Source organism: Streptomyces sp. NPDC049627, assembly GCF_044465645.1.
GTDB lineage: Bacteria > Actinomycetota > Actinomycetes > Streptomycetales > Streptomycetaceae > Streptomyces.
The window spans coordinates 349,334-373,403 of sequence record NZ_JBITLW010000009.1; the positions used below are offsets into that span (position 1 = coordinate 349,334).

Here is a 24,070-nt window from a genome sequence, read left to right on the forward strand (position 1 = left end):
CCCTCCTACGGGGGAAACACACAAGGGCGGTCCGGCCTTTCGGCTGGACCGCCCTTCGTTGCTCGGGCGTCAGACCTTCAGCGTTCTGATCGAGGTCGGCGCATGGCCGGGCTCGGTCGCCAGTTCCTCGAACTCCACCACGTTGCTGATGTCGTTCGTCCCCGACATGGAGATGTTGGTGACGCGCTCCAGGATCGCCTCGACGACCACCGGGACCTGGTACTCCTGCGCGAGCTTCTTGGCCTGCTCGAAGGCCGCGCCCAGCTCGTTCGGGTCGGTCACCCGGATCGCCTTGCAGCCGAGGCCCTCGGCGACCTTGACGTGGTCGACGCCGTAGACGCCCAGCTCGGGCGAGTTGATGTTCTCGAACTCCAGCTTGACCTGGAAGTCGATGTCGAAGGCCCGCTGTGCCTGGCGGATCAGGCCCAGGTAGGAGTTGTTGACCAGCACATGGACGTACGGGATCTTGTGCTGCGCCCCGACCGCCAGCTCCTCGATCATGAACTGGAAGTCGTAGTCCCCGGACAGGGCGACGACGGGCGCCTCCGGGTCGGCCTTCGCCACACCCAGCGCGGCCGGGATGGTCCAGCCGAGCGGGCCCGCCTGACCGCAGTTGATCCAGTGCCGCGGCTTGAAGACGTGCAGCATCTGGGCGCCGGCGATCTGCGAGAGGCCGATGGTGGAGACGTACCGGGTCTCCGGGCCGAAGGCCTTGTTCATCTCCTCGTAGACGCGCTGCGGCTTGATCGGGATGTCGTCGAAGTGCGTACGGCGCTGGAGGGTCGCCTTCCGCTCCTGTGCCGAGGCCGCCCAGTCGGAGCGGTCGGGCAGCTTGCCGGCGGCCTTCAACTCCCTTGCCACCTCGACGAAGAGCTCCAGTGCGGCCTTCGCGTCCGACGCGATGCCGTAGTCCGGGGCGAAGATCTTGCCGATCTGGGTGGGCTCGATGTCGACGTGGACGAACGTCCGCCCGGCCGTGTAGACGTCCAGCTTGCCCGTGTGGCGGTTGGCCCAGCGGTTGCCGATGCCGAGGACGAAGTCGGACTCCAGGAAGGTCGCGTTGCCGTAGCGGTGCGAGGTCTGCAGGCCGACCATGCCGGCGTTCAGCTCGTGGTCGTCGGGCAGGACACCCCAGCCCATCAGGGTCGGGACGACCGGGGTGCCGGTCAGCTCGGCGAAATCCACCAGCAGTTCGGCGGCGTCGGCGTTGATGACACCGCCGCCCGCGACGATCAGCGGGCGCTCGGACGCGTTCAGCATCCCGATCGCCTTCTCGATCTGGGCGCGGGTCGCGGCCGGCTTGTAGGCCGGGAGGGGCTCGTACGTCTCCGGGTCGAACTCGATCTCCGTCAGCTGGACGTCGATCGGCAGGTCGATGAGGACGGGGCCGGGACGGCCGGAGCGCATCAGGTGGAACGCCTGCTGGAAGACGCCGGGGACCTGCGCGGCCTCCAGGACGGTCACCGCCATTTTCGTGACCGGCTTGGCGATCGAGGCGATGTCGACGGCCTGGAAGTCCTCTTTGTGGATCACGGCGGTCGGTGCCTGGCCGGTGATGCACAGGATCGGGATCGAGTCGCCGATCGCCGAGTACAGACCGGTGATCATGTCGGTGCCGGCGGGTCCGGACGTGCCGATGCAGACGCCGATGTTGCCCGGGTGGGTGCGGGTGTAGCCCTCGGCCATGTGCGAGGCGCCCTCCACATGGCGGGCGAGGGTGTGCTGGATCCCTCCGGAGGCCTTGAGCGCCGCATAGAAGGGGTTGATCGCCGCGCCCGGCACGCCGAACGCATTGCTGACGCCCTCGCGCTTGAGGATCTCGACTGCCGCTCGGGCAGCGGTCATACGAGCCATTGAGTACTCCTGCTTCGGCTGTCGGATTCGCACTCCCGTCGCGCCCCGCGGTGAGCAATTCCGTGACGTTGTCTCTTTCCGCGCCGCTTCCACATTGCGGAAATTATTTTCTACTATCTGGAAGCAATGTAGGTGGGCGGGTGAAGACCGTCAAGGGCCGGACAACCGGGCACGCACGGGAGGACGATGGGAACGCTGTCCCGATGCGAGGTCGTCCTGGAGTGGCCATGTCCGAGAGCGTGTCGGTGCGCTGCCCGGCCTGCCGGCGCGAGCACCTCTACGCGGCGCCCGTCTACCCGTGCGCGTGCGGGGCACCCGTCGCGCCGGCGCTCGACCCGCAGGGGACCGCGACGGCCGTCACCCATCGCGCCTGGGACGACGAATGGGCCGGGGTGCGGTGCGGGGCGTGCGACCGCGAGAGCCAGTGGCCCCGGCCGGAGGTGGGCTGCCCCTGCGGGACGGTGCTGCTGGTTCCGGTGGCGCGGGCGGACGCGGGCGAGACGCGGCCGAAGGCGCCGCCCGCCGCACGCCGCCCCTTCCAGCCCGTCACGATCCGCACCGCGCGCGACGCGGTCACGGCCGCCGCCGTCTATCTGCGCTGGCTCGGGTACCGGGACATCCGCCGCGCCGACCAGCGGCCGCCGACCGGCATCGGCATCGCCGCGCACGGCCTGCTCGCCCAGGTCGACCCGACCGTACGGCCGGCGTCACTGCGGGACGTGGAGTGCCTGTGGCTGACGGCCATGACGGAGTCCGCGGCCTGCGTCTACTTCTCCCTCGCCGGGTACGCCCCCGACGCGCGCACCCGCGCCGACGCCCTGGGCGTCCCCCTGTTCGTCCTCGACCTCACGGGGACGCCCCAGCCGGTCAACGGCTTGGCCGACGAGCTGGACGCCGAGGGCGCCGCCCGGTGACTCGCGACCGGCACCGAGAGGTGCCGGTCGGCCATCGGCTCTACGAGGTCGGATCCCTCTCGATCCGGTACCGGTCGCCATACACATGCCAGGTGAGCGGCGTGTTCAGGCTCAGGTTGCCCTCGTCGAGGAAGACGCGCTGGGCGGTGTCGACGCGGCTGGTGTCCTCGTGTGCGGCCTCCTTCTTCATCTCCTTCACGCGCGCGTCCAGGAACGCATGCAGGTACGTGGTCTCGTTGCCGCCGTCCGCCGGAGTCCTGGCGTGGCTGCGGGCGTCGGCCCGGATCGAGGCGAAGCCCTCCGCGCCGTGCATGACGATGGCGTCGTAGTAGGCGAACTGCCCCAGCTCCCGCAGGCCGTCGCGCTTGGCCCGGGAGACGGACGGGTCGAAGTACACCCGGTCCCGCTCGTGTTCCTGGGCCGCCTGGAACTCAGGGGTCTGCGCGGCCCTCGCCCAGGCGTCGGTGAAGCCGGGGTCGAGCCCTTCGTGCGAGTCGCTGCCGTCGACCTCACGCAGGGCGGGCAGATACGGGGCGAGCGGGTTGTCCGGTTCCTGTGCGGTGTAGTACTCGACGAGTTCCAGCATGTCGTGGGTGCCGGAGCAGAAGCCGATGATCCCGGCCGTGTAGCCGCGGCCGTCGCCGATGTCCTCGATGTAGCCGAACTGGGCCCGCCAGTCCAGCGACGAGTTCTCGGCACTGGAGACGAGCCGCATGGCGATCTCCTTCTTCGCCGGATCGTCGAGCCCCGCCGGTTCGACGGCGGCTTGGCTCACGCTCAGGAGCAGCATGGCCGGGAGGGCGGCGAGGGCGGCGGCCAGGGCGATGCGCAGCCTTGCGCTTCGCCGGGGCCGGCGTCGGGAGTCGGGTCGTGGTTGCCGTCGCAGTGAGGGAAGGCGCATGTGATTCTCCGCTTGTGGGGGTGGAGTCGGAGACTGTTAGGAACCTTTCCTTCCTATTGCTCGGCAACCGCTGTCTACAAGGGGTACGACAGAAAAAGGCGGAGGCGCCATGGGGCGCCCCCGCTCGAACGGCGTTCGTACGACTACGCGTTCACGACTCCCGCCCGCCGCGGTACCGCTCGGCGAGCCGCGCGAGCGCCACAGCCCCGAGGAGCAGTCCGAAGTCCCGCAGCGCGATGTCGTAGTAGTCCGGGATCGTCAGCAGGTTGACGATGATGCCGGCCAGCCAGCCGGCCACCAGCCACCCGCCGAAGCGCGGGGCCAGGGCCACGACGACACCGGCCAGGATCTCGATCACTCCTACCGCGTACATGGCCGCCTGGGCGCTGCCCGGAACGACGTCGTCGATCCAGGGTGCGAGATAGCCCGGCCAGTCCACGAGCAGGTTGGCGAACTTGTCCAGCCCGAACAGGATCGGCGCCACCGTGAAACCGATGCGCAGGACCAGGAAGGCCTGGTAGCCGGGGTCGGCGAGTGCGGCACGCCGAGGCACGGCGGTCGGGGCGCTGGTGGCTGCGGAGGCCATGTCGATCAGCTCCTTCTATAGATGACTTTCATTAACTATAGAAGCGCGCGACTCGTCTTTAGTCAATGGCCGTAGGTTTTACACTGGTGTTCGTGGATGCCTCGAAGGAAGTACCGGAGGCCGACGTCTCGGCCGTCGCCGCGCTCGACGAGCCGACGCGCAGGAGGCTGTACGAGCATGTGGTGCGCCGGCCGGACCCGGTCAGCCGGGACGAGGCGGCCGAAGCGCTCGGCCTGGCGCGGCAGACCGCGGCCTTCCACCTGGACCGGCTCGCCGCGGAGTCCCTGCTCGACGTGGTCTACGAGCGGCGCAGCGGGCGGACCGGCCCGGGCGCGGGCAGACCGGCCAAGCTCTACCGGCGCTCCACGCGCCAGTTCGCCGTCAGCCTGCCGGACCGGCGTTACGAACTGGCCGGGCGGCTCCTGGCGCAGGCGGTGGAGGAGTCCGAGGCGACGGGTGAGCCGGTGCGGGACGTACTGCACCGCAAGGCGGAGGAACTCGGCTCACAGCTGGGAGGGACGGCCGACGCGGCTCTCCTCGACCTGCTGGAGCGGCACGGGTTCGAACCGCGCCGCGAGGACGACACGATCGTCCTGGCCAACTGTCCCTTCCACGCGCTGGCCCGCGAGCACACACAGACGGTGTGCGGGATGAACCTCCATCTACTGCGCGGTGTGCTGCACGGCCTGGGCGAGGCCGGCTTCGAAGCCTGCCTCGCCCCTCGTGACGGCCGGTGCTGCGTCGTGCTGCAGCCGGCCGCCTGACCGTCTCACCGACCGGCGTACTTGTCCCGCAGCTCCACCTTGCGCACCTTCCCGGACACCGTCATCGGGAAGGAGTCGAGGATCTGCAACCGGCTCGGCACCTTGTAGTGCGCCAGCCGCCCGTCGCAGAAGGCCCGCAGCTCCTCCAGCGTCGGCGGGTGGGCGGGATCGCGCGGGATGACGCACGCCAGCACCTCCTCGCCGTACCGCTCGTGCGGCACTCCGACGACCTGGACGTCCGCGATCTTCGGGTGGCCGTACAGGAACTCCTCGATCTCGCGCGGGTAGATGTTCTCGCCGCCCCGGATGATCATGTCCTTGATGCGGCCGACGATCTCGACGTAGCCGTCCTCGCGCATGACGGCGAGATCGCCGGTGTGCATCCAGCGGCCGGCGTCGACGGCCTCGGCGGTCTTCTCGGGCTCGTTCCAGTAGCCGAGCATCACGCTGTAGCCGCGGGTGCACAACTCGCCTGCGACGCCCCGGGGTTGCGTGACACCGGTCGCCGGGTCGACGACCTTGACCTCGATGTGCGGCAGCACGCGGCCGACCGTGCCGGTGCGGTGTTCCAGGTCGTCGTCGCGGCGGGTCTGCGTGGAGACGGGCGAGGTCTCCGTCATGCCGTAGCAGATCGACACCTCGGCCATATGCATCTCGGTGACCACCCGCTTCATCACCTCCACCGGGCAGGGCGAACCCGCCATGATGCCGGTGCGCAGGGAGGAGAGGTCGTACGAGGCGAAATCGGGGTGGTTCAGCTCCGCGATGAACATGGTCGGGACGCCGTACAGGGAGGTGCAGCGCTCCTGCTGGACGGCCTCCAGCGTGGCCTTCGGGTCGAAGGACGGGGCCGGGATCACCATGCAGGCGCCGTGGGACGTGGCGGCCAGATTGCCCATGACCATGCCGAAGCAGTGGTAGAAGGGCACCGGAATGCACACCCGGTCCTGCTCGGTGTAGGCGATCATCTCGCCCACGAAGTAGCCGTTGTTGAGGATGTTGTGGTGGGAGAGGGTGGCCCCCTTGGGGAAGCCCGTCGTGCCCGACGTGTACTGGATGTTGATCGGGTCGTCGCAGGACAGGTCCTCGAACGGCACCGGCGTCCCCCGCGCGATCAGCGCCTCCCAGCTCGGGTCACCGATGAACACGGTCTCCCTCAGCTGCGGGCACTTGCCGCGCACCTGCTCGACCATCGCCCGGTAGTCGCTCGTCTTGTGGCTCAGGGAGGCGAACAGGAGCGAGATGCCGGCCTGGTTCAGGACGTACTCGACCTCGTGGGTGCGGTACGCCGGGTTGATGTTCACCATGATCGCGCCGATGCGGGCGGTGGCGTACTGGACGAGCACCCACTCGGGGCAGTTGACCGCCCAGATGCCCACCCGGTCGCCCTTGGCGACCCCGCTCGCGAGCAGCGCGTACGCCAGCCGGTCGACGTCCGCCGCGAATTCCGCGTACGTCCAGCGCCGCCCGGACGGTACGTCGACGAGCGCCTCGCGGTCCGGCCACGCGGCGACCGCGCGGTCGAGGTCGGCCCCGATGGTGTCGCCGAGCAAGGCGGTCCCGCTCGTGCCGTGCGTGTAGGAGAGGTCGCTCACCGGAAGTCCTCCTCGCGGTACTCGGCGTCCGATCCCGCGGCCGTGGCCTCGCGCAGCTCGATGCGGCGGATCTTGCCGGAGACCGTCTTGGGCAGCGGCGCGAACTCCAGGCGGCGCACGCGCTTGTACGGCGCCAGCACCTCCCGCGAGTGCTCGAAGAGCACCTTGGCCGTGTCGGGGCCCGGCTCCCAGCCCTCCGCCAGCACGACGTACGCCTTCGGCACCGCGAGCCGCAGCTCGTCCGGCGCGGGCACGACGGCGGCCTCGGCCACCGCCTCGTGCTCCAGCAGGGCGCTTTCCAGTTCGAAGGGGCTGATCTTGTAGTCCGACGCCTTGAAGACGTCGTCGGCGCGCCCGACGTAGGTGATGTATCCGTCGGCGTCCCGCGAGCCGATGTCCCCCGTCCGGTAGTAGCCGCCCGCCATCGCCTCCGCCGTACGGTCGGCGTCGCCGTGGTAGCCGGTCATCACGCCGACCGGCTTCGCCGAGAGGTCGAGGGCGATCTCGCCCTCCTCGGCGCCGGGCGCGCCGGTGACCGGGTCGAGGAGTGCGACGCGGAAGCCGGGGCTGGGGCGGCCCATGGAGCCGGTCTTCAGGGGCTGGCCGGGGCTGTTGGAGACCTGGACGGCGGTCTCGGTCTGCCCGAAGCCGTCCCGGATGGTCACGCCCCACGCCTCGCGCACCCGCTCGATGACCTCGGGGTTGAGCGGCTCACCGGCGGCGACGGCCTCGCGGGGCGGGGTGCGCAAGGCGCTGAGGTCGGCCTGGATGAGCATGCGCCACACGGTCGGCGGCGCGCAGAAGGTGGTGACGCCGGCGCGGTCCATCTCGGCCATGAGGCGGGCCGCGTCGAAGCGCGTGTAGTTGTGGATGAAGACGGTCGCCTCGGCGTTCCACGGCGCGAAGAGGTTGGACCACGCGTGCTTGGCCCAGCCGGGCGAGGAGATGTTCAGGTGCACGTCGCCGGGCTTGAGACCGATCCAGTACATGGTGGCCAGGTGCCCGATCGGGTACGAGGTGTGGGTGTGCTCGACCAGCTTGGGGCGAGCGGTGGTGCCGGAGGTGAAGTAGAGCATCAGCGGGTCGTCGGAGGCGGTCGGCCCGTCGGGGGTGAAGTCGGCGGAGGCGCCGTACGCGTCCTCGTACGCCTGCCAGCCCTCGCGCACCCCGCCGACGCCGATGCGCGTGTAGCCGCCGGGCACCTCGGCGAACTTGCCGGTGTCCTCGGCCCGCACCAGCACATGCCGGACCCGTCCGCGCTCCACCCGGTCGCGCAGGTCGGCCGGGCCGAGCAGCGGCGTGGCCGGGATGACGACGGCACGCAGCTTCATCGCGGCGAGGGCGGTCTCCCACAGCTCGACCTGGTTGCCGAGCATGACGAGGATCCGGTCCTCGGCGCGGACGCCGCGCGCCCGCAACCAGCCCGCGACCCGAGCGGAGCGCTCGGCCATCTCGGCGAAGGACACACGGACCTCACGGCCGTCCTCCTCGACGATGTGCAGCGCGGTGCGGTCGTTCCCGTCCGCGATGACGTCGAACCAGTCGAGCGCCCAGTTGAACCGCTCGGGCCGGGGCCACGCGAAGCCCTCGTAGGCGGTGGCGTAGTCCTCGCGGTGCTCGAGCAGGAAGTCCCGCGCACTGCGGAACAGCTCCGTCCCCGTCGTCATCTGTCCTCCTGGTTGACCGGACCTTGCCGGGCGGCTCTCTGTCATCGTGTAATCCGTGACGTGGGTCTCACTACCCCCGAACGGGGGTGTGCGCTCCGGAAGGCGCGGCGAAAGGGCGAGTACGTGGCAGTGGACGCGGCCGCATCCGTGGACATAAGGAGCGCGCTGGTGCGCCTGCGCCGCTCGACCGGCCTGCCGGTCGCCTTCGGCGGCCTGGTGGAGGCCGGGCGCCCGCGGATGCGCATCAGTGAACTGAACGGCACGGCGACCGCGTCCCTGAGCAGGCTCGCGGTGACCGCCGGCAACGGCCTGGGCGGCAAGGCCGTCGCCCTCGCCCGCCCCTGCGCGGTCACGGACTACTCGGCCTCACGGCAGATCAGCCATGAGTACGACGCCGCCGTCGCCGCGGAGGGGCTGCGTTCGGTGCTGGCGGTCCCGGTCGTCGTACGGCGCCGGGTGCGCGGTGTCCTGTACGGCGCGCTGCGCACGGCCCAGCCGCTGGGCGACCGCACGCTGACGGCGGCCGTGGCGGCGGCGCGGGACGTGGAGCAGGCGCTGGTGGTGCGGGACGAGGTGCAGGAGTTGCAGGAGGCGGCCGGGCCGCAGGCCGCGCCGGCCGACCGGGGCGCGGCGTGGGAGCAGGTCCGCGAGGCCCACGCGGCGCTGCGCGCTCTGGCCCCGCGCATCGGGGACCCCGCCCTGCGCGCGGAGCTCCTGGCCGCCTGCGGCCTGCTGACGGAAGGATCACCCCGCAACGGCGTGCAGCTGGCCCCCCGTGAGCTGGATGTGCTGGCGTGCGTCGCGGCCGGCGCGACGAACGCGGTCACCGCCGAGCGGCTCGGACTGGGGACGGAGACGGTCAAGGGCTATCTGCGGTCGGCCATGCGCAAGCTGGGCACGCACACCCGCGGTGAGACGGTGGTGGCGGCACGGCGGGCGGGGTTGCTGCCGTAGGGGCGCCGGCTCGGACGACCGTCATTCATTCGCCAGAGCCTTGAATTTCTCCATGCCGCAACCGCTGTAATTTGCCTCACCACGTCTTCACTCCGAATTTCAAAGATCTGTTGCCTAATATTGGCCCGAACACGACACACGGAGGGGAGCGGTGACCGTGCGACGGGACTTCAAGGAGCCTGCGAGATGCCGCCCCGACCAGGTCATCGGCAGGGAGGAGCTGTTCACCGCGGCGCGTGAGCAGCTCGGGCGGGGCGGCAGCGTGCTGCTTCACGGCCCGGCCGGAATTGGGAAGTCCACCGTCCTGCGGGCATTGGCCGCGGAATACGGCGGGGCGGCCCGCACCGTGTTGCGCTGCTCGCCCACCGAGTCCGAATCCCACCTCCCCTTCCTGGCCCTGGCCGACCTCCTCGGCCTGGTCCTGGACGAGGTGTCCGACCGGCTCCCCGCCGCCCAGCTCACCGCCCTGGAGGCGGCGCTCACCGGCCGCGGCGAGTCCACCCTGCAGCGCGACGGCCTCGCCCTGCGCCTGGCCGTCCTGTCCGCCCTGCGCGCGCTCGCCGAGACCGGGCCGGTCCTCGTCGTCGCCGACGACCTGCAGTGGCTCGACCCGGCCAGCGCCGAGCTCCTCGGCTTCGCCGCCCGCCGGCTCGGCGACACCCCGGTGCGGATGCTCTTCGCGGTGCGGACCGACGGCCAGGAGTACGACCGCCACCTGCGCGCGGCCCCGCCGGACACCCTCGCCGTACGGCTGGGCCCCCTCTCCCGCGCCCAGATGTCCGCCCTGCTCGACCACCGCGGCTTCACCGGCCTGCCCCGCTCCACGGTCCGGGACATCCACCGCACCAGCGGCGGCAACGCCCTGTTCGCCCTGGAACTGGGCCGCGCCCTCGCCGAGAACCCCACTCCGCCCCGCCCCGGCGAACCCCTGCCGGTGCCCACCTCGCTGCGCGCCCTGGTGCTCAACCGCCTGGAGATGCTGTCGGAGGAGGCCCGCCGCACCCTCCTGGTCGCCAGTGCCGGCGCCCGCCCCACCCTGGCGCTGCTGCACGCGGCCGGCCGTGCCAACGCCGAGGCCGAGACCGCCCAGGCCGCCGAGCTCGGGCTGCTGGCGACCGAGCCCGAGGGTCCCGCCGTACGGTTCGCGCACCCGATGGTCTCCGCCGCGCTCTACGCGGAGGCGCCCGCGCAGGAGCGCCGCGCCGCGCACACCGCGCTGTCGACGGCTGCCTCCGACCCCATCGAGCGCGCCCGGCACCTGGCGCTCGCGACCACCGGTACCGACCCGGAGGTCGCCGCCCGTCTCGCCGAGGCCGCCACTCTGGCCCGGGACCGGGGAGCGCCGTCGGTGGCCGCACAGCTCTGCCTGCTCGCCGCCCGGCACACCCCGGCGGACGGTACGGCCGGTGCCGGGACGTCGGCGACCGACGACAACGCGGCGGACGTGCCCGCCGCGGCCCGCGACGCCGGGCCGGTCCGAACGGCGGGCCTCAGCCCGGAGGCCCTGCGCCTTCAGGCCGTGGACGACGCGATCACCGCCGGCGAGCTGGACCTCGCCCGGGACATCGCCCGTGAGGTGCTCGCCCGCACGAGCGTGCCCGCGGAACGGGTGCGGGCCTGGATCGCGGTGATCGACACGGCGGGCCACGCGATGACGGAGGTCGACGCGATCTTCCCGCAGGCGCTGGCCGACGCGGGCGAGGACCCCCAGCTGCTCGCCCTGGTCCACTACCAGCTGACGTGGCGCGCGCTGCTCGTGAAGGGCGACTTCGACGAGGCCCGGGAGGAGGCCGCGTACGCGGCGGAGCTGGCCGCGCGGGCCGGCGACCGGTACACCGAGCTGATGGCGCTCGCCTTCCAGGCCCAGATCGAGACCCTCATGGGCCACCCGGACGCCCCCGCGACCATCCGGCGGGCGCTGGAGGAGCCCCAGGACCCGAGGGTGGCCTCCCATCACAACGGGGCCGGCTACTCCCGCTTCCGCTGGCTGATCATGAGCGACCAGCTGCCCGAGGCCCGCGCGGCGGTGACCGCGCTGCTGCGCGAGGTGCGCCGGCACGGGTGGGTCGAGAGCGAGGTGCACTTCCTGCGCGGAGTCGCCGAGACCGAGCTGCACTCCGGCCAGTGCGGGCGCGCCCTCGACCTGGCCCGCGAGAGCCTGCGGCTCGCCCGTGACACCGGGATCGGCGAGGTGGCCTCAGCGGTACTGACCTCGCTGGCGGAGGCCGCCGGCGGGGAGGTGGACCGGGCGCTGGCGCTGGCGCGGGAAGCGGTGGAGCACGCCGAGGAGGACGGCGACCAGATGTACGTCTCCCGCGCCCTGGCCGCCCTCGGCCACGCCCAGCTGGTGGCGGGGGACGCGCAGGGGGCAGTCCGTTCGCTGCGCCGGGTGCGCGAGGTGGAGCAGGGCCTCGGCATCACCGACCCGGCGCGCGGCCGCTGGCACGGCGACCTCGCCGAGGCCCTGGTGCGCAGCGGCGAACTCACCGAGGCGCAGGACGTCGTCGACGTCACGCGGGAGCAGGCGCTGCGGCTGAACCGCGAGAGCGTCCTGGCCGTCCTTGACCGGGCCGAGGCGCTGGTCCGCGCGGCACGGGGCGAACGCGACACCGCCGTCGCCCAGTTGACCTCGGCTCAGGACCGGCTCGGCAAACTGGGGTACGGCCTGGAGGAGGCGCGGGCCGCCTTCGCCCTGGCCCAGCTGCGCACCGGCGCTCCCGGCCCCACGTCGTACGACGAAGCGGCCCGGCTGTTTCGCCGCTGCCGTGCGCTGCCGTGGCTGCGGCAGGTCGAGGCGGCCGCCGAGGCACGCCCCGCGGAGGCTGTCCCCACCCCCGCCTCCGCGCCGGACGGCCTGGCCGGACTGGACGGGCTCGCCGCGATGGAACGCCAGGTCGCCGCGCTCGTCATGGAGGGCGCGACCAACCGGGAGATCGCCGGGCGCCTGTTCATCAGCGTCAAAACGGTCGAAGCCACCCTTACCCGCGTCTATCGCAAGCTGGGGATCCGATCGCGGGTCGACATCGTCAGACTCGCGGCGGGGCGCCGCACGTCCTGAGTCCGGGACGCCGCAGGTCCTGAGTCCGGGACGCCGTACGACGCAAGTTCACCCGTCTTTGTCGGCCGCGCGGGTTTGACGACCACGACCGAGGGTTTTCCCTGTGCAACTCCCTTAGGGGGTTCCCTCATTGGGCAGGGAAACCACCGGCATCTACCTTGTGGATGTGCCGATCGCCGGGCACACGGGGGTCGGTCCCGCGACCCCCGTGCTCAACCCCCCACCCGCGCGTCCCCCACCGGCAACCCCCGATGAGGAGTCTCATGTTCGGGCTCACCCGTGCCAGAACGACCACCGCCGTCGCGGTGACCGCAGCCGCCGCCGCGGCCGCGCTGCTCAGCGCCCCCACCGCTGAGGCCGCACCTCAGCCCATCGTCGGCGGCACGACGACCACGACGACCGCGTACCCGTTCATGATGCAGATAACGGACGCCTCGCAGAACCAGTTCTGCGGCGGCACGCTCGTCTCCGCGACCAAGGTCGTCACCGCGGCCCACTGCATGGCCGGCGAGACCACCAGCAGCGTCCGGGTCGTCGGCGGCCGCACCTACCGCAACGGCACGAACGGCACGGTCAGCCGGGTCAGCAAGATCTGGGTCCACCCCGACTACACGGACGCCACCAAGGGCAACGACGTGGCCGTGCTGACGCTTTCGACCTCGATGCCGTACACGACGGCCTCGTACGTCGACTCATCGGACACCGGTGTGTACGCGGCCGGCACCACCGCCCGCATCGTCGGCTGGGGCACCACCTCCTCGAACGGCAGCTCCTCCAACCAGCTGCGGACGGCGACCGTGCCGACCGTCTCCAACGCCGGCTGCGCGAGCTCCTACGGTTCGGACTTCATCGCGTCCGACATGATCTGCGCCGGATACACCTCCGGCGGCGTTGACACCTGCCAGGGCGACAGCGGCGGTCCCCTGCTCATCGGGGGCGTCCTGGCAGGGATCACTTCCTGGGGCGAGGGCTGCGCCCAGGCCGGTTACCCGGGTATCTACACCCGGCTGACCACCTTCTCGGACGAGGTGACCGAACAGGTCGAGTCGTAACCGGGATCGGCACCCAGAAGGTCTCCTGAGCACCCCTCAGGTGAAAGACCAGGGGGCGTTGCGGGCCTCCACGAGCGGCCCGCAGCGCCCCCTATCCATGTCCCTTGTCAGTGGGGCCTGTTTCAATGGCTGACGGATGGGGGTGATGGGCATGGTGTCCGCAGACCGTTTGGCCGCCTTCGCCGCGATGTCAGTGCTGGTGATCGTGATCCCGGGGCCGAGTGTCCTGTTCGTCATCGGCCGCGCCCTGGCGCACGGCCGCCGCACCGCCGTCGCGACCGCGCTCGGCAATGTCTTCGGCTCGTATCTGCTGGTGGTCGCCGTCGCGGTGGGGATCGGCTCGCTGGTGGAGCGGTCCGTGGCGATCTATCTGACGGTGAAGCTGGCCGGCGCGGCCTATCTGGTCTACTTGGGAGTGCAGGCGTTCCGGCACCGGGCGGAGCTGAAGGCGTCGGCGATACGGGCGCAGCCGGAAGGACCCGCGCGCGGCGATCTCCGTACGGTCCTCGACGGCGCCCTCGTCGGTGTCACCAACCCGAAGGGCGTGGTGTTCTTCGCCGCCGTGCTCCCCCAGTTCGTGGACCACTCGGCGGGCCGTGTCCCGCTGCAGATGCTGCTGTTGGGCCTGGTCCCGATCACCATCGGCCTGGTCACGGACACCCTGTGGGGCCTGACCGCGTCGGCGGCCCGCACCTGGTTCGCCCGCTCCGACCGGAGACTGTCGCTGATAGGCGGAGCGGGCGGATGCACGATGATCGGGCTCGGGGTGACGGTCGCGGTGACCGGACGGGCGGACTGACACCCACCGGGACATGACGACGGCTACGGGATGACGGTCCCGAAGCGGATGTCGTACGACGTCTGCGGGTGCATCACCTTCAGCATCCGCTCCCCTTCTTCGGTCACCTCCCCGCACTGGGCCTCGGTGAGCTCGGTGAACGGCTCGATGACGAGGGCGTCATCGAGGATCCGCCACACGCCCGCGAGGAAGCCGTCGACGAGGAGGGGGCAGTAGACGGTGTTCACCTGCCAGGTGCGGCCGTGGTGGACCGGCGGAATCACCCGGGTGCGGTCGGCGTGGGAGAGCAGGAGGTTGTCGAACTCGGGCAGGAAACGGGGCGGGGCCGGGGTGTCCGGATCCGGGCGCGGGGCGTCGGGGAGGTCGAAGAGTTCGACGCCGTTCTCGTCCTGGAAGGTGACGAGCTCGGGGCGGAGCCGCTCGAAGGCGTCGCGCATCCGGGTCAGTCCGGACCAGGTCTGCATGTCCTTCACGGAGGCCGGCCCGAAAGCGGCCAGATAGCGCAGGACCGTGGCCTCCGGGGAGGCGGCCGGCTCGGCGGGGCGGCCCAGCCAGTGCTCGGCCGTGGTGAGGGCGACCTGGGCGCTGCGGCCCCACATCCCCCGCGGAGTGACCTGGACGAGCGGGAGCTTGCAGCGGGCGGCGACGGCCAGGGACTGCGGGTCGGCCTCCGGCCACTCGGCACTGAGGACCTCGCGGAGCTGCTTCATGGTGCGGGGCTCGCTCTCGACGAGGTCGCGGGCGAGGGCGGCGAGCCGGTCCAGGTCGACGCCGACCAGGCCCTTGCGGAAGTAGTTGATCTCGCGGTCCCGGGCGGGCTGGACCAGTGGACGCAGGGTGAGGCTGTCGTCGGCGGTGTGCAGATGGATCGTCGAGCGCATGGTGACGATGCGCACCGCCGCTCGGTCGGCCAGCAGCGTCGAGAGCGCCTCGGGGGTAAAGCCGTCGAGCCGGGCGGCGAGCGCGTAGTACGGCGGCTTGACCTCCTGCGCCTGCAGGCCGACCAGATGCTCCACGGCCGCCAGGGCGGACATCGGCGAGCGGCGCAGCAGCAGTTGCCGGTCGAGGGTGGCGCGGTTGAGGGCCCGGGTGCCCAGCACGGGGCCGGCCGGGGTCTGCTTGGTGCTGCGCGTGGCCGACGTCTGCTTGGTGCTGCGCGTGGCCGAGGTCGGGTCCGTGCCGCGCTGGGGCGTGGTCCGCTTCGTCATGTTGGCCACGCTAGCGAGGCTTGCGGACACCTTCGGTCCGCAACTCTCCCGGGTTCCGCGTCGGGCCCGCCCCACCCATACCATTCGCCCCGTATATCCTGCTCCGAGATCACGCACCAGACGCCCCGACCGGGAGGCAGCCGCGATGTCCGAGCGACGCGCACGCCCCGCCTCGAAGAACTCCCTCTCGAAGAACCCCATGAAGTCGGTCTGGCGCCGGGCCCTCACGCCGCCGCAGCCATCGCAGCCGCCGGATCCCGATCCGCCGACGCTCCCCGCTGTTCCCGAGTCCTCCGAGGTGGCGAGCGTCGTGGAGGCGGCGCTGTACCAGGACGGCGTCCGCGTGTCCTCCCCCGCCACCCTCGCCGACACCTACCGCGAGCTGCGCGACCAGACGTCCGGCATGGCATGGATCGGCCTGGCCCGCCCCACCGAGGCCGAACTCCTCTCCCTGGCGGCCGAGTTCGACCTGCACCCCCTCGCGGTCGAGGACGCGATGGAGGCACACCAGCGGCCCAAGCTGGAGCGCTACGGCGACACGCTCTTCGTGGTCCTGCGCGCGGCCCGCTATCTCGACGCGCCCGAGGAGGTCGACTTCGGCGAACTGCATGTCTTCGTCGGCCCCGACTTCGTGATCACGGTACGGCACGGCGCGGCTCCCGACCTGTCGGCGGTGCGCCGGCGGATGGAGGAGACGCCCGAGCTGCTCAAACTCGGCCCCGAGGCCGTGCTCTACGCGATACTGGACGCGGTGGTCGACGGCTATGAGCCGGTGGTGGCGGGCGTCCAGAACGACATCGACGAGATCGAGACCGAGGTCTTCCGCGGCGATCCCGAGGTCTCCCGCCGTATCTACGAGCTCTCCCGCGAAATGGTGGAGTTCCAGCGCGCCACCCGCCCGCTGGTCGGCATGCTGCACGGCTTGATGGCGGGGTTCTCCAAGTACGGCACCGACGAGGAACTACAGCGTTACCTCCGCGACGTGGCCGACCACGTCACCCACACCAGCGAACGCGTCGACGGCTTCCGCCAGGCCCTCACCGAGATCCTCACCGTCAACGCGACGCTGGTGACGCAGCAGCAGAACGCGGAGATGCGGGCGTTGGCGGAGGCCGGGTTCGAGCAGAACGAGGAGATCAAGAAGATCTCGTCCTGGGCGGCGATTCTGTTCGCTCCGACGCTGGTCGGGACGATCTACGGGATGAACTTCACACACATGCCGGAGTTGGGCTGGGTGCTGGGATATCCCTTCGCGATCGCCCTGATGGGGATTGTATGTACCAGTTTGTACGTCATCTTCAAGCGGCGGGATTGGCTCTGAGTCATCACCGTGGAGGGCTGCTGTCCTGAACGCGTGCAGCTCCGAGAATGAGCCGCGCTCCGTTCGGGGCGGTTTCCTGCGATCGGGGGCGTTGGCGTGCGAGGGCAGGCGAGCACGCGCTCGGCGACCTGGGATCTCCGACGTCTCACCTGTGAGCACGGCCCCGAGCCGCGGCCGGCAGCCCAGCTCGCGACGCTCATCGTCGTGGCGGTCGAAAAGGACCGTGGCCATGTGCCGCGCCAAGCGCAGCACATGGCCTTGATCCACGGAACGGAACGTGCTCTACCTGTGCACCGGCCGCAACCCGTTGCCTTGCAGCCGCGCTCCGGCCGTCCTCGTCCGTGCCGGGCACGGCCCGAATTCAGTGGTGGGTCACCAGGCCAGCTGACCGTTGCGGTCACTGAAGGTCCCGGTCGGTCCGTCGGCCCCGATGGTGGCGAGTTCGACGATCGCGTCGGTCCCCTCGGTCACTGTCTGCGGTCCGCTGTGCCCGTTGAAGTCGGTCGCGGTGTAGCCGGGGTCGACGGCGTTCACCTTCATGTCCGGCCAGGACTTCGCGTACTGCGTGGTCAGCATGGTCACAGCAGCCTTCGACGCTGTGTAGAGCGGCGCGATGGCCCGGCCCTCGACGCGCTCGGCGTCGTGGGTCAGCGCGAACGACCCCATGCCGCTGGACACATTGACGATGACCGGGTTCGCGGACTTGCGCAGCAGAGGCAGGAACGCGTGCGTCACCCGTACGACCCCCATGACATTGACCTCGAACACAGCGCCGGCGTCAGCGGCCGTGAGCTGGTCGGCGGGGCTGTGCGACCCGAAGACACCCGCGTTGTTGATCAGGACGTCGATGCCGCCCTCGCGGGCCCCGATGTCGTCGGCGGCAGCGGCCACCGACGCGTCGTCCGTCACGTCGATCTGGACGAACCGGGCACCGAGTGCGTCGGCGGCGGCCTGGCCGCGCTGCGCATCGCGAGCACCGATGATGACGGTGTGGCCGGCCTCGATCAATCGGCGGGCGGTCTCGTACCCGAGGGACTTGTTGGCTCCGGTGATGAAGGTTGTTGTCATGCGTTCACTCTCGGCCCGTGCCGAGAGGACAACCAGTGCCCTCCGCGACGGTAGGACTGCCAGTACCAGGCACAACGGCTGTCCGGCGCACACAATGGTCGGGTGGACGAGACCCTGGGCACGGCACTGCGCCGGTGGCGCGACCGGCTTTCTCCCCTCGACATCGGGCGGACCTCGCGGCACGGACGCCGTGCGGTGGGTCTGCGCCGCGAGGAGCTGGCCGAGCTCGCGGGGCTGTCGGTCGACTATGTGGTGCGGCTGGAGCAGGGGCGCGCCACGAGCCCCTCGGCGCAGGTTGTCGCGAGCCTGGCCAGGGCCCTGCAGCTGCAACCCATGGAACGCGATCACGCCTACCGGCTGGCCGGCCTCCTCCCGCCACAGGAGGGGACGATCTCCACGCATGTTCCAGCCGGGGTCCAGCGGATGCTGGCTCGCCTCGGGGAGTTCCCGGTGGGCGTGTTCAGTGCCGACTGGACCTTGCTGTCCTGGACTCCCTCATGGTCAGTACTGATGGGCGACCCCAGCGCACGGACCCACGTCGAGCGGAACCTGGTGCGGGCGGTCTTCGTCCCCGGGCCCAGAAGGCTCGCGGCCTGGCCCGTGCTCCAGGACGGCGACGCCCTGAAGCTCGCCCTCGTCGCCGATCTGCGCACGGCTCTCGTCGACTACCCCCGCGACCGTGGACTGAACGACCTTGTCGAGGAATTGCGCTCCAGTAGTGCGGAGTTCACCCGGCTGTGGGAGGAGGGTGGGGTCGGTCCGCACGTGTCGGCCCGAAAGACCATCGTGCACCCCCAGGTCGGCGAGGTGATGTGCGACTGCGACGTCCTCACCGTCCCAGGCTGCGACATCCGACTCGTCGTCTACACGGTGGCCGCGGGTTCCGCCGATGCGGAAAAGCTGGAGTTCCTGCGGGTCACGAACGGCGTCCGCGCCGACGGCTCCTCCCCTTCGGGGCCGGGTCTGTTCTCCACGCCGTAACGGTCGGGCCGGCCGGACCCGCGCCGGCGGGACTACCGGGGTCGCAGGGCGTGGAGATCCGGCAGATGGCGTTCGCCGACGTGGGGCAGGGTGGTCTTCCGTCCTTGGGTGTCGCACAGACGTACGCGCTGCCTCGGTGGGGACGAGTCCGTCTCCACGACGATGTCCTGGATGTCGGGCCAGGCCCACTTCCGCACCCGCACCACCCCGACCACGGCGATCCCGCCCGCCCGCACGACCGTGCGGGCGCGCCACAGGGAGAGGGCCCACACGCCGTCGACGATGGTCAGAACTCCTATCAGGATCGCCGCGACCCAGCCCGGCAGGTCGTTGATGACCACCTCGAGCACCCCGCACGCCAGCATCAGCGCAATGAGCGCGAGCACCTTCAGCCGCGCGCGTCTGTCGGCGCGGTACTCCCGCAAGATCACACCCGTCACACCCGTCACGCCAGTCGCGGCCATGCCCCGCACCCCCCGCCGGCCTACTTGGCGGCCCAGTAGCCCAAGTTGTTCCGGTTCCCCTCCGCCGCCCGGCGCGGCGCGTCCGGCGATCCCAGTAGACCGTACGGCAGATACCCGGACCGGACACCGAGTTCCCACCCATGGACCTGGACGGCGAGGCAGGCCAGGGCGAGGGTGCCGAGGGGAAGGAGGGACCGGGGCGTGGGATCACCGGCATCGGCCTCGACGCTCTCCCGGTACGCGACCAGCCGGGCGACGAGGGCGTCCTCGAAGGCGTGCTGGTCGTCGTCGAGGAGTACACGGAGCAGCCGCTGGTCCGCGCTCAGCGCGTCGCCGACCTCGTCGAGCCGCCGGGCGGCCTCCGCGCGCTCCCCGGCGTCGGGCTTGCGCAGCGGAACCGTCGGCCAGTCGCGGGGCAGATGCCCGGCCGCCTCGGTGAGATAGGGGCACAGGGCGTCCATGGCGGCGAGGTCGGCGGGGTCGGAGACGGAGGTGTACCGGTTGTAGGGCACGCCGTCACGGATGGCGGGCGCGTAGTCGCCGCGCAGCAGCAGCCCGGTGACCCGCTCCCAGTCCCACACATACCCACTGACGACACACATCTCGAACATGTCGAGCCAGGTCCGCGCGGTGGGCGCCTCCTTGACGACGTCCCGGAAGGTGATCGGCCCGTCCCCGAACTCGTCGTCGTCCGGGTCCGTGCTGATCCGCTCCCCGATGAGGGGGAACCGGAGTTCCTGGTCCCCGTCCGGGAAGCACATGATGCTCAGCACTCCGTGGACACACTCCGCGGCGGTGACGGCGACGGTGCCGGCCGCGGCGTCGAGCCCCGGCTCCGTCACCGTTCGCGCGGCGACATGGTCGAGCAGTTCGTCCGCCATGGCCCGGATCAGCGTCGGCGAGATGCTGCCGTAGCGCAGCGAGTGCCACCGTGTGTAGGCCCGCCCCTCGATGTCGTCGAGCGCCTCGGCCAACCGCTGCTCGCCGACCTTATGGCATGTCACATCCCGCACGTGCCCCGCCCCTTCCTGAACTCCCCGACTGGACGAAGCACGTTATCAACGGCCACTGACAGCACTGGAGCCTCTTCTTTCGGATCGGCCTTGCTTCTTGCGCTTGGCGATCTGGTCGGAGGGCTGGGGGATCGCCGTCCGGATCCCGCGCCGACGGAGATGGGCGCGGATCGCCTCGGTACCCGTAAGACGAATGCGAGGGGTGGCAGCGGCCGTCGGTGGCGCGGTGGATTTTGGTGGTCAGCCCGCCGCGGGACCGTCCGAGGGCATGGTCCTCGGCGACGGCGTGGTGGGCGCCGCCGTCCTGCTGGACCGGCTCGGCATCCAGCCGCGGGCGGTGGCCTTCCTCGCCGAGGTCGTACAGCGGGGGCGTCCGGTACGCGGCCGGGCTGCACAAGCCGGTGCCGGGTGAAGATGCAGTGCGGATGGTCCGTGTGGGGCTGGAATCCGCGGCCACCGCCGCCGAGGGGTCGACGGCGACGAGGAGACCGCCCGCCGGCTTGAGGCCGGCGCCGAACTGCTCGGCGTCCGGTGCGTCCACCGCTCTCGGGGTGGCCGGGGAGTGAGCGGCGGGTCTCCGGATCACAGGAGCCTCCGGGCGAGTTTGTCCAGCAAGGCGGTCGCACGGCGCGCCTGGGCGTGAGCCCGCGGTCCAGCTGACGGGAGCCGTTCGAGCGGGCCCCGGCGACCGCGGCGGGGCGGGGCGCGGTTCGCTCCTTGTGTCGCGGCTCTTGTGTCACGGCGCTTGTGTGCTGCCACCACCCGGGCCAATCGGCAACCCCGCGCGCTACCCCATCCGGTGGCTTATCGCCCTCGCAGCGTTATTCATATCACCCTATTTCCTATCCATTCCTCTGTCCGGCTCCTGGTGCTGACCAGCCGTCACGAGGCCCTGAACCAAGTCGAGGAGAGTGGAGAAAATGACAACATCGCCGAGATGGCGATCTGTTCTTGCGCCGGCCGCCATGGCCGCCGCGCTCGCCACCGCCGCGCTGACGAGCGCGAGCACCGCCCACGCACAGGACCACACCACCCCGCACCCTCCGTACCCGGCAAAGCCCGCATACCCGGCGCACGCGCCGAAGCCCGCCTACCCGGCACACGCGCCGAAGCCCGCCCACCCGGCGCATCCGGGGAAGCCGGCCTACCCGGGGCATCCGGTGAAGCCGGCGAAGCCCGCTTACCCCGTCAAGCCGGCCAAGCCCGACTACCCGATGCATCCAGGGAAGCCGGCCAAGCCCGACCTGCCGACGAAGCCCGCCTACCCGGCCAAGCCCTCCAAGCCCGACGTCCCTGCCAAGCCTGACTACCCGGCCAAGCCCTCCAAGCCCGACCTGCCGACGAAGCCCGCCTACCCTGCGAAGCCGGTCAAGCCCGAGCTGCCGACGAAGCCCGAGCTGCCGACCAAGCCGACCAAGCCCGAGCTCCCCGTGAAGCCCGCGCTGCCGACCAAGCCGGAACTCCCGACCAAGCCCGCACTGCCGACCAAGCCGGAACTCCCCACCAAGCCCGCACTGCCGACCAAGCCAGAGCTCCCCACAAAGCCCGCTCTTCCCGCAAAGCCCGAGCTCCCGACCAAGCCGGAACTCCCCACAAAGCCCGCACTGCCGGCCAAACCCACCAAGCCAGAACTCCCGACCAAGCCCGCGCTGCCGACCAAGCCGGAACTCCCAGCCAAGCCCGCCCTTCCCGCAAAGCCCGAGCTCCCGACCAAGCCGGAACTCCCCACAAAGCCCGCATTGCCGGCCAAACCCACCAAGCCAGAACTCCCGACCAAGCCCGCGCTGCCGACCAAGCCGGAACTCCCAGCCAAGCCCGCCCTCCCCACAAAGCCAGAACTCCCCACCAAGCCTTCAAAGCCCGCTCTCCCCACCAAACCCGAGCTCCCGACCAAGCCGGAACTCCCCACCAAGCCCGCACTCCCCACAAAGCCGGAACTCCCGGCGAAGCCCGCACTCCCAGCCAAGCCGGAACTCCCCACCAAGCCCGCACTCCCGGCCAAGCCCACGAAGCCGGAACTCCCCACCAAGCCCGCACTCCCGGCCAAGCCCACCAAGCCGGAACTCCCCACCAAGCCCGCACTCCCGGCCAAACCAGAACTCCCCACCAAGCCCACCAAGCCGGAACTCCCGACCAAGCCAGAGCTCCCCTCCAAGCCCGCCAAGCCCGCCCTCCCGTCCAAGCCTGACCACCCCACCGTCCCGAAGAAGCCCGACCACCCCAAGCCGGAGCACCCCAAGCCCGACCACCCGAAGAAGCCCGAGCACGAGAAGAAGTCCGAGGACCCCGGGCACTCCGAGAAGCAGGAGTGGTGACGGCGGCAGGAAGAGGCTGACCACAGTCCCCAGGGACAGCAGAGGTCGGCAGGCGTGGCCGGGCCCGGGCATCCGGGTCCGGCCACGCCCATGTCAGCCCCGGGCCCCGGCCACGCCGCATCGGCCGCGGTGGACCCTCGCATGCCGTGCGCCGTCGGCGCCCGGGAACGGCATGCCCACTCCCGTACGCCGTCCGTCCCTGGAGTCGCCATGCCCGGTTCCGTGTCCCCGACGCCGGCCGCCACCGCGGCCGACGACGCCGCTCCGTCGTCCCTCACCGTGACGGGCCCCGCCCATCGGCTGCGTGTGACGCTGCTGATGGCAGGCAGCTGTCTGCCGATCCTGGGGGCCGTACTCATCGCCCCGGTGCTGCCGAGGATGATCGCCGGGGAGTCGGCGGTCGGCAGCCTCGTGGGGGCGGTGGGGGTACTGGGGCTGGCTGCGGCGCTGGTCGCGGCGAGTCTGTGGGCTGCCGGCTGGCAACGCCCCAAGGGGCGCGGGGAACTGCGCGACCCGCCACCACGGGCCCGCAGCCGAACGACAGCCCGTCGCGGCACTCACAGTAGGTCTTCAGCCCCCTCCGTCGGCGTCCCCCTGAGCGTCTCCCCCACCTCCGCCGCCTTCCGCCGCAGCCAGATGTGCGCCGCATCCTGCGCATGCACCGGATGCCACCACAACGCCACCTGCACCGGCACGGCCTCGAAAGGGCACGGCAGAACACGGACCCCCGCCGAGCCCACCGCCCTGCGGGCCAGCCGCTCCTGGATCATCGCGACCCGGCGGGTGCCCTCGATCATGTGCGGCAGCAGCTGGAACGTCTGGACCGAGACCTCCACGTGGGGGCTGATGCCGAGCATGCTCAGCTGGCGGGCGGCCGGGGCGTCGTAGGGGCGCTGGTAGACGGCCCAGGGCAGACGGGCCAGGTGGTCGAGGGTGAGGGTGTCGCCGACCTCGGGGTGGTCGTCGGCGATCAGGCACAGCCAGCGGTCCTGGTAGAGGTCGATGGCGGGGAAGCCGTCGATGACGCCGTGCGGCATCAGCAGTCCGTCGACCGTGCTCAGCAGGGCGGCCGTGTTCTCGGTGACGGAGGGCGCCGGGTGCTGGAAGGCGAGCCGGATGCCGGGCGCCTCGTGGTGGACGGCGCGGGCCAGGGCTGCGCCGAACACGGCCGCGCCGTAGTCGGAGGCGAGCAGCGTGAACTCGCGGGACTCGGCGGCCGGGTCGAAGTCGGCCTGGCTGGAGAAGACGCGCTCCAGCAGGTCGCACGCGGTGGCGCTGCGGTCCCGCAAGGCGACGCCGAGCGGCGTCAGTTCGTAGGAGTTGCCGGTCCGGGCGAGCAGCTCGTCGTCGAAGTGGCGGCGCAGCCGGGACAGTGCCGCGCTCATCGCCGGCTGGCTCAGTCCGATGCGTTCGCCGGCCCGGGTGACGTTGCGTTCCTCCAGCAGAGCGCGCAGGGCGACGACCAGGTTGAGGTCGAGTCGGGACAGGTTCACCGGCACCGCCTGGGAGCGAGAGGCATCCACTGTGTGGATGGTGTGCATCCACAAGATTGATTT

Annotated in this window: 20 protein-coding genes; 10 read left to right on the plus strand and 10 right to left on the minus strand. The window is 71.1% G+C overall.

The genetic code is table 11. The features are described 5' to 3' along the window. Positions 1–69 precede the first annotated feature (69 nt). Complete coding sequence (gene gcl / locus ACIBU0_RS25905; RefSeq protein WP_398822435.1) at positions 70–1,854, minus strand: glyoxylate carboligase; 1,785 nt, start codon at positions 1,852–1,854, stop codon at positions 70–72. Positions 1,855–2,081: 227 nt separating this feature from the next. Between gcl and ACIBU0_RS25910 the strand changes: the two genes are divergently transcribed. Then, positions 2,082–2,768: a hypothetical protein gene (locus tag ACIBU0_RS25910; RefSeq protein ID WP_398822438.1), complete on the plus strand. Its 687-nt coding sequence runs from the start codon at positions 2,082–2,084 to the stop codon at positions 2,766–2,768. 40 nt (positions 2,769–2,808) lie between these two features. Here ACIBU0_RS25910 and ACIBU0_RS25915 read toward each other — a convergent pair whose 3' ends face one another. Continuing rightward, positions 2,809–3,669, minus strand: a complete 861-nt coding sequence (locus ACIBU0_RS25915) for a chitosanase (protein WP_398822441.1) — start codon at positions 3,667–3,669, stop codon at positions 2,809–2,811. Positions 3,670–3,820: 151 nt separating this feature from the next. Next, complete coding sequence (locus ACIBU0_RS25920) at positions 3,821–4,255, minus strand: hypothetical protein (protein WP_398822444.1); 435 nt, start codon at positions 4,253–4,255, stop codon at positions 3,821–3,823. An 86-nt stretch (positions 4,256–4,341) separates the two neighbouring features. Here ACIBU0_RS25920 and ACIBU0_RS25925 point away from each other — a divergent pair, with 86 nt between their 5' ends. Next, positions 4,342–5,019: a helix-turn-helix transcriptional regulator gene (locus ACIBU0_RS25925; RefSeq protein ID WP_398822447.1), complete on the plus strand. Its 678-nt coding sequence runs from the start codon at positions 4,342–4,344 to the stop codon at positions 5,017–5,019. 5 nt (positions 5,020–5,024) lie between these two features. Here ACIBU0_RS25925 and ACIBU0_RS25930 read toward each other — a convergent pair whose 3' ends face one another. Next, the gene (locus tag ACIBU0_RS25930; protein ID WP_398822450.1) at positions 5,025–6,614 is read right to left on the minus strand and encodes an AMP-binding protein; all 1,590 of its coding nucleotides are present in this window, start codon (positions 6,612–6,614) and stop codon (positions 5,025–5,027) included. Then, positions 6,611–8,281 carry an AMP-binding protein gene (locus ACIBU0_RS25935; protein ID WP_398822453.1) on the minus strand — a complete coding sequence of 557 codons (1,671 nt, stop codon included), beginning with the start codon at positions 8,279–8,281 and terminating at the stop codon, positions 6,611–6,613. Before ACIBU0_RS25935 ends, ACIBU0_RS25930 begins: the two co-directional genes overlap by 4 nt. Before the next feature lie 123 nt (positions 8,282–8,404). Here ACIBU0_RS25935 and ACIBU0_RS25940 point away from each other — a divergent pair, with 123 nt between their 5' ends. The 4 genes from ACIBU0_RS25940 (at position 8,405) to ACIBU0_RS25955 (ending at position 14,144) form a co-directional block, all read left to right on the plus strand. Beyond that, positions 8,405–9,235, plus strand: coding sequence for a response regulator transcription factor (locus tag ACIBU0_RS25940; protein WP_398822456.1), 831 nt, complete (start codon positions 8,405–8,407; stop codon positions 9,233–9,235). Between the two features lie 151 nt (positions 9,236–9,386). After that, a complete protein-coding gene (locus ACIBU0_RS25945) occupies positions 9,387–12,293 on the plus strand; it encodes an ATP-binding protein (RefSeq protein ID WP_398822459.1) in 2,907 nt (968 codons plus the stop codon). A 263-nt stretch (positions 12,294–12,556) separates the two neighbouring features. Then, the gene (locus ACIBU0_RS25950) at positions 12,557–13,345 is read left to right on the plus strand and encodes a S1 family peptidase (protein WP_398822462.1); all 789 of its coding nucleotides are present in this window, start codon (positions 12,557–12,559) and stop codon (positions 13,343–13,345) included. A gap of 151 nt (positions 13,346–13,496) precedes the next feature. Beyond that, positions 13,497–14,144 (plus strand): LysE family translocator, encoded by a 648-nt coding sequence (locus tag ACIBU0_RS25955; RefSeq protein ID WP_398822465.1) that lies wholly within the window; start codon positions 13,497–13,499, stop codon positions 14,142–14,144. A 23-nt stretch (positions 14,145–14,167) separates the two neighbouring features. Here ACIBU0_RS25955 and ACIBU0_RS25960 read toward each other — a convergent pair whose 3' ends face one another. Continuing rightward, a complete protein-coding gene (locus tag ACIBU0_RS25960; protein ID WP_398822468.1) occupies positions 14,168–15,352 on the minus strand; it encodes a winged helix DNA-binding domain-containing protein in 1,185 nt (394 codons plus the stop codon). 145 nt (positions 15,353–15,497) lie between these two features. Between ACIBU0_RS25960 and ACIBU0_RS25965 the strand changes: the two genes are divergently transcribed. After that, positions 15,498–16,673, plus strand: coding sequence for a magnesium and cobalt transport protein CorA (locus ACIBU0_RS25965; RefSeq protein ID WP_398822471.1), 1,176 nt, complete (start codon positions 15,498–15,500; stop codon positions 16,671–16,673). A 372-nt stretch (positions 16,674–17,045) separates the two neighbouring features. Here ACIBU0_RS25965 and ACIBU0_RS25970 read toward each other — a convergent pair whose 3' ends face one another. Further along, positions 17,046–17,741, minus strand: a complete 696-nt coding sequence (locus tag ACIBU0_RS25970; protein ID WP_398822474.1) for an SDR family NAD(P)-dependent oxidoreductase — start codon at positions 17,739–17,741, stop codon at positions 17,046–17,048. 102 nt (positions 17,742–17,843) lie between these two features. Here ACIBU0_RS25970 and ACIBU0_RS25975 point away from each other — a divergent pair, with 102 nt between their 5' ends. Then, a complete protein-coding gene (locus ACIBU0_RS25975) occupies positions 17,844–18,722 on the plus strand; it encodes a helix-turn-helix transcriptional regulator (RefSeq protein WP_398822477.1) in 879 nt (292 codons plus the stop codon). Between the two features lie 32 nt (positions 18,723–18,754). Here ACIBU0_RS25975 and ACIBU0_RS25980 read toward each other — a convergent pair whose 3' ends face one another. Together ACIBU0_RS25980 and ACIBU0_RS25985 are read right to left on the minus strand one after the other, a co-directional pair. Then, positions 18,755–19,186: a PH domain-containing protein gene (locus ACIBU0_RS25980; RefSeq protein WP_398822480.1), complete on the minus strand. Its 432-nt coding sequence runs from the start codon at positions 19,184–19,186 to the stop codon at positions 18,755–18,757. 20 nt (positions 19,187–19,206) lie between these two features. Next, complete coding sequence (locus tag ACIBU0_RS25985) at positions 19,207–20,199, minus strand: immunity 49 family protein (RefSeq protein WP_398822483.1); 993 nt, start codon at positions 20,197–20,199, stop codon at positions 19,207–19,209. 202 nt (positions 20,200–20,401) lie between these two features. On the opposite strand from ACIBU0_RS25985, the gene ACIBU0_RS25990 reads away from it, so the two are divergent. Both ACIBU0_RS25990 and ACIBU0_RS25995 read left to right on the plus strand, forming a co-directional pair. Then, on the plus strand, positions 20,402–20,611 hold the full coding sequence (locus ACIBU0_RS25990) for a hypothetical protein (RefSeq protein WP_398822814.1): 210 nt from the start codon (positions 20,402–20,404) through the stop codon (positions 20,609–20,611). 508 nt (positions 20,612–21,119) lie between these two features. Continuing rightward, positions 21,120–22,514, plus strand: coding sequence for a hypothetical protein (locus ACIBU0_RS25995; RefSeq protein WP_398822486.1), 1,395 nt, complete (start codon positions 21,120–21,122; stop codon positions 22,512–22,514). A gap of 557 nt (positions 22,515–23,071) precedes the next feature. Here ACIBU0_RS25995 and ACIBU0_RS26000 read toward each other — a convergent pair. Continuing rightward, entirely contained in the window at positions 23,072–24,007 is a 936-nt protein-coding gene (locus ACIBU0_RS26000) for a LysR family transcriptional regulator (protein WP_398822797.1), read from the minus strand. Positions 24,008–24,070 lie beyond the last annotated feature (63 nt).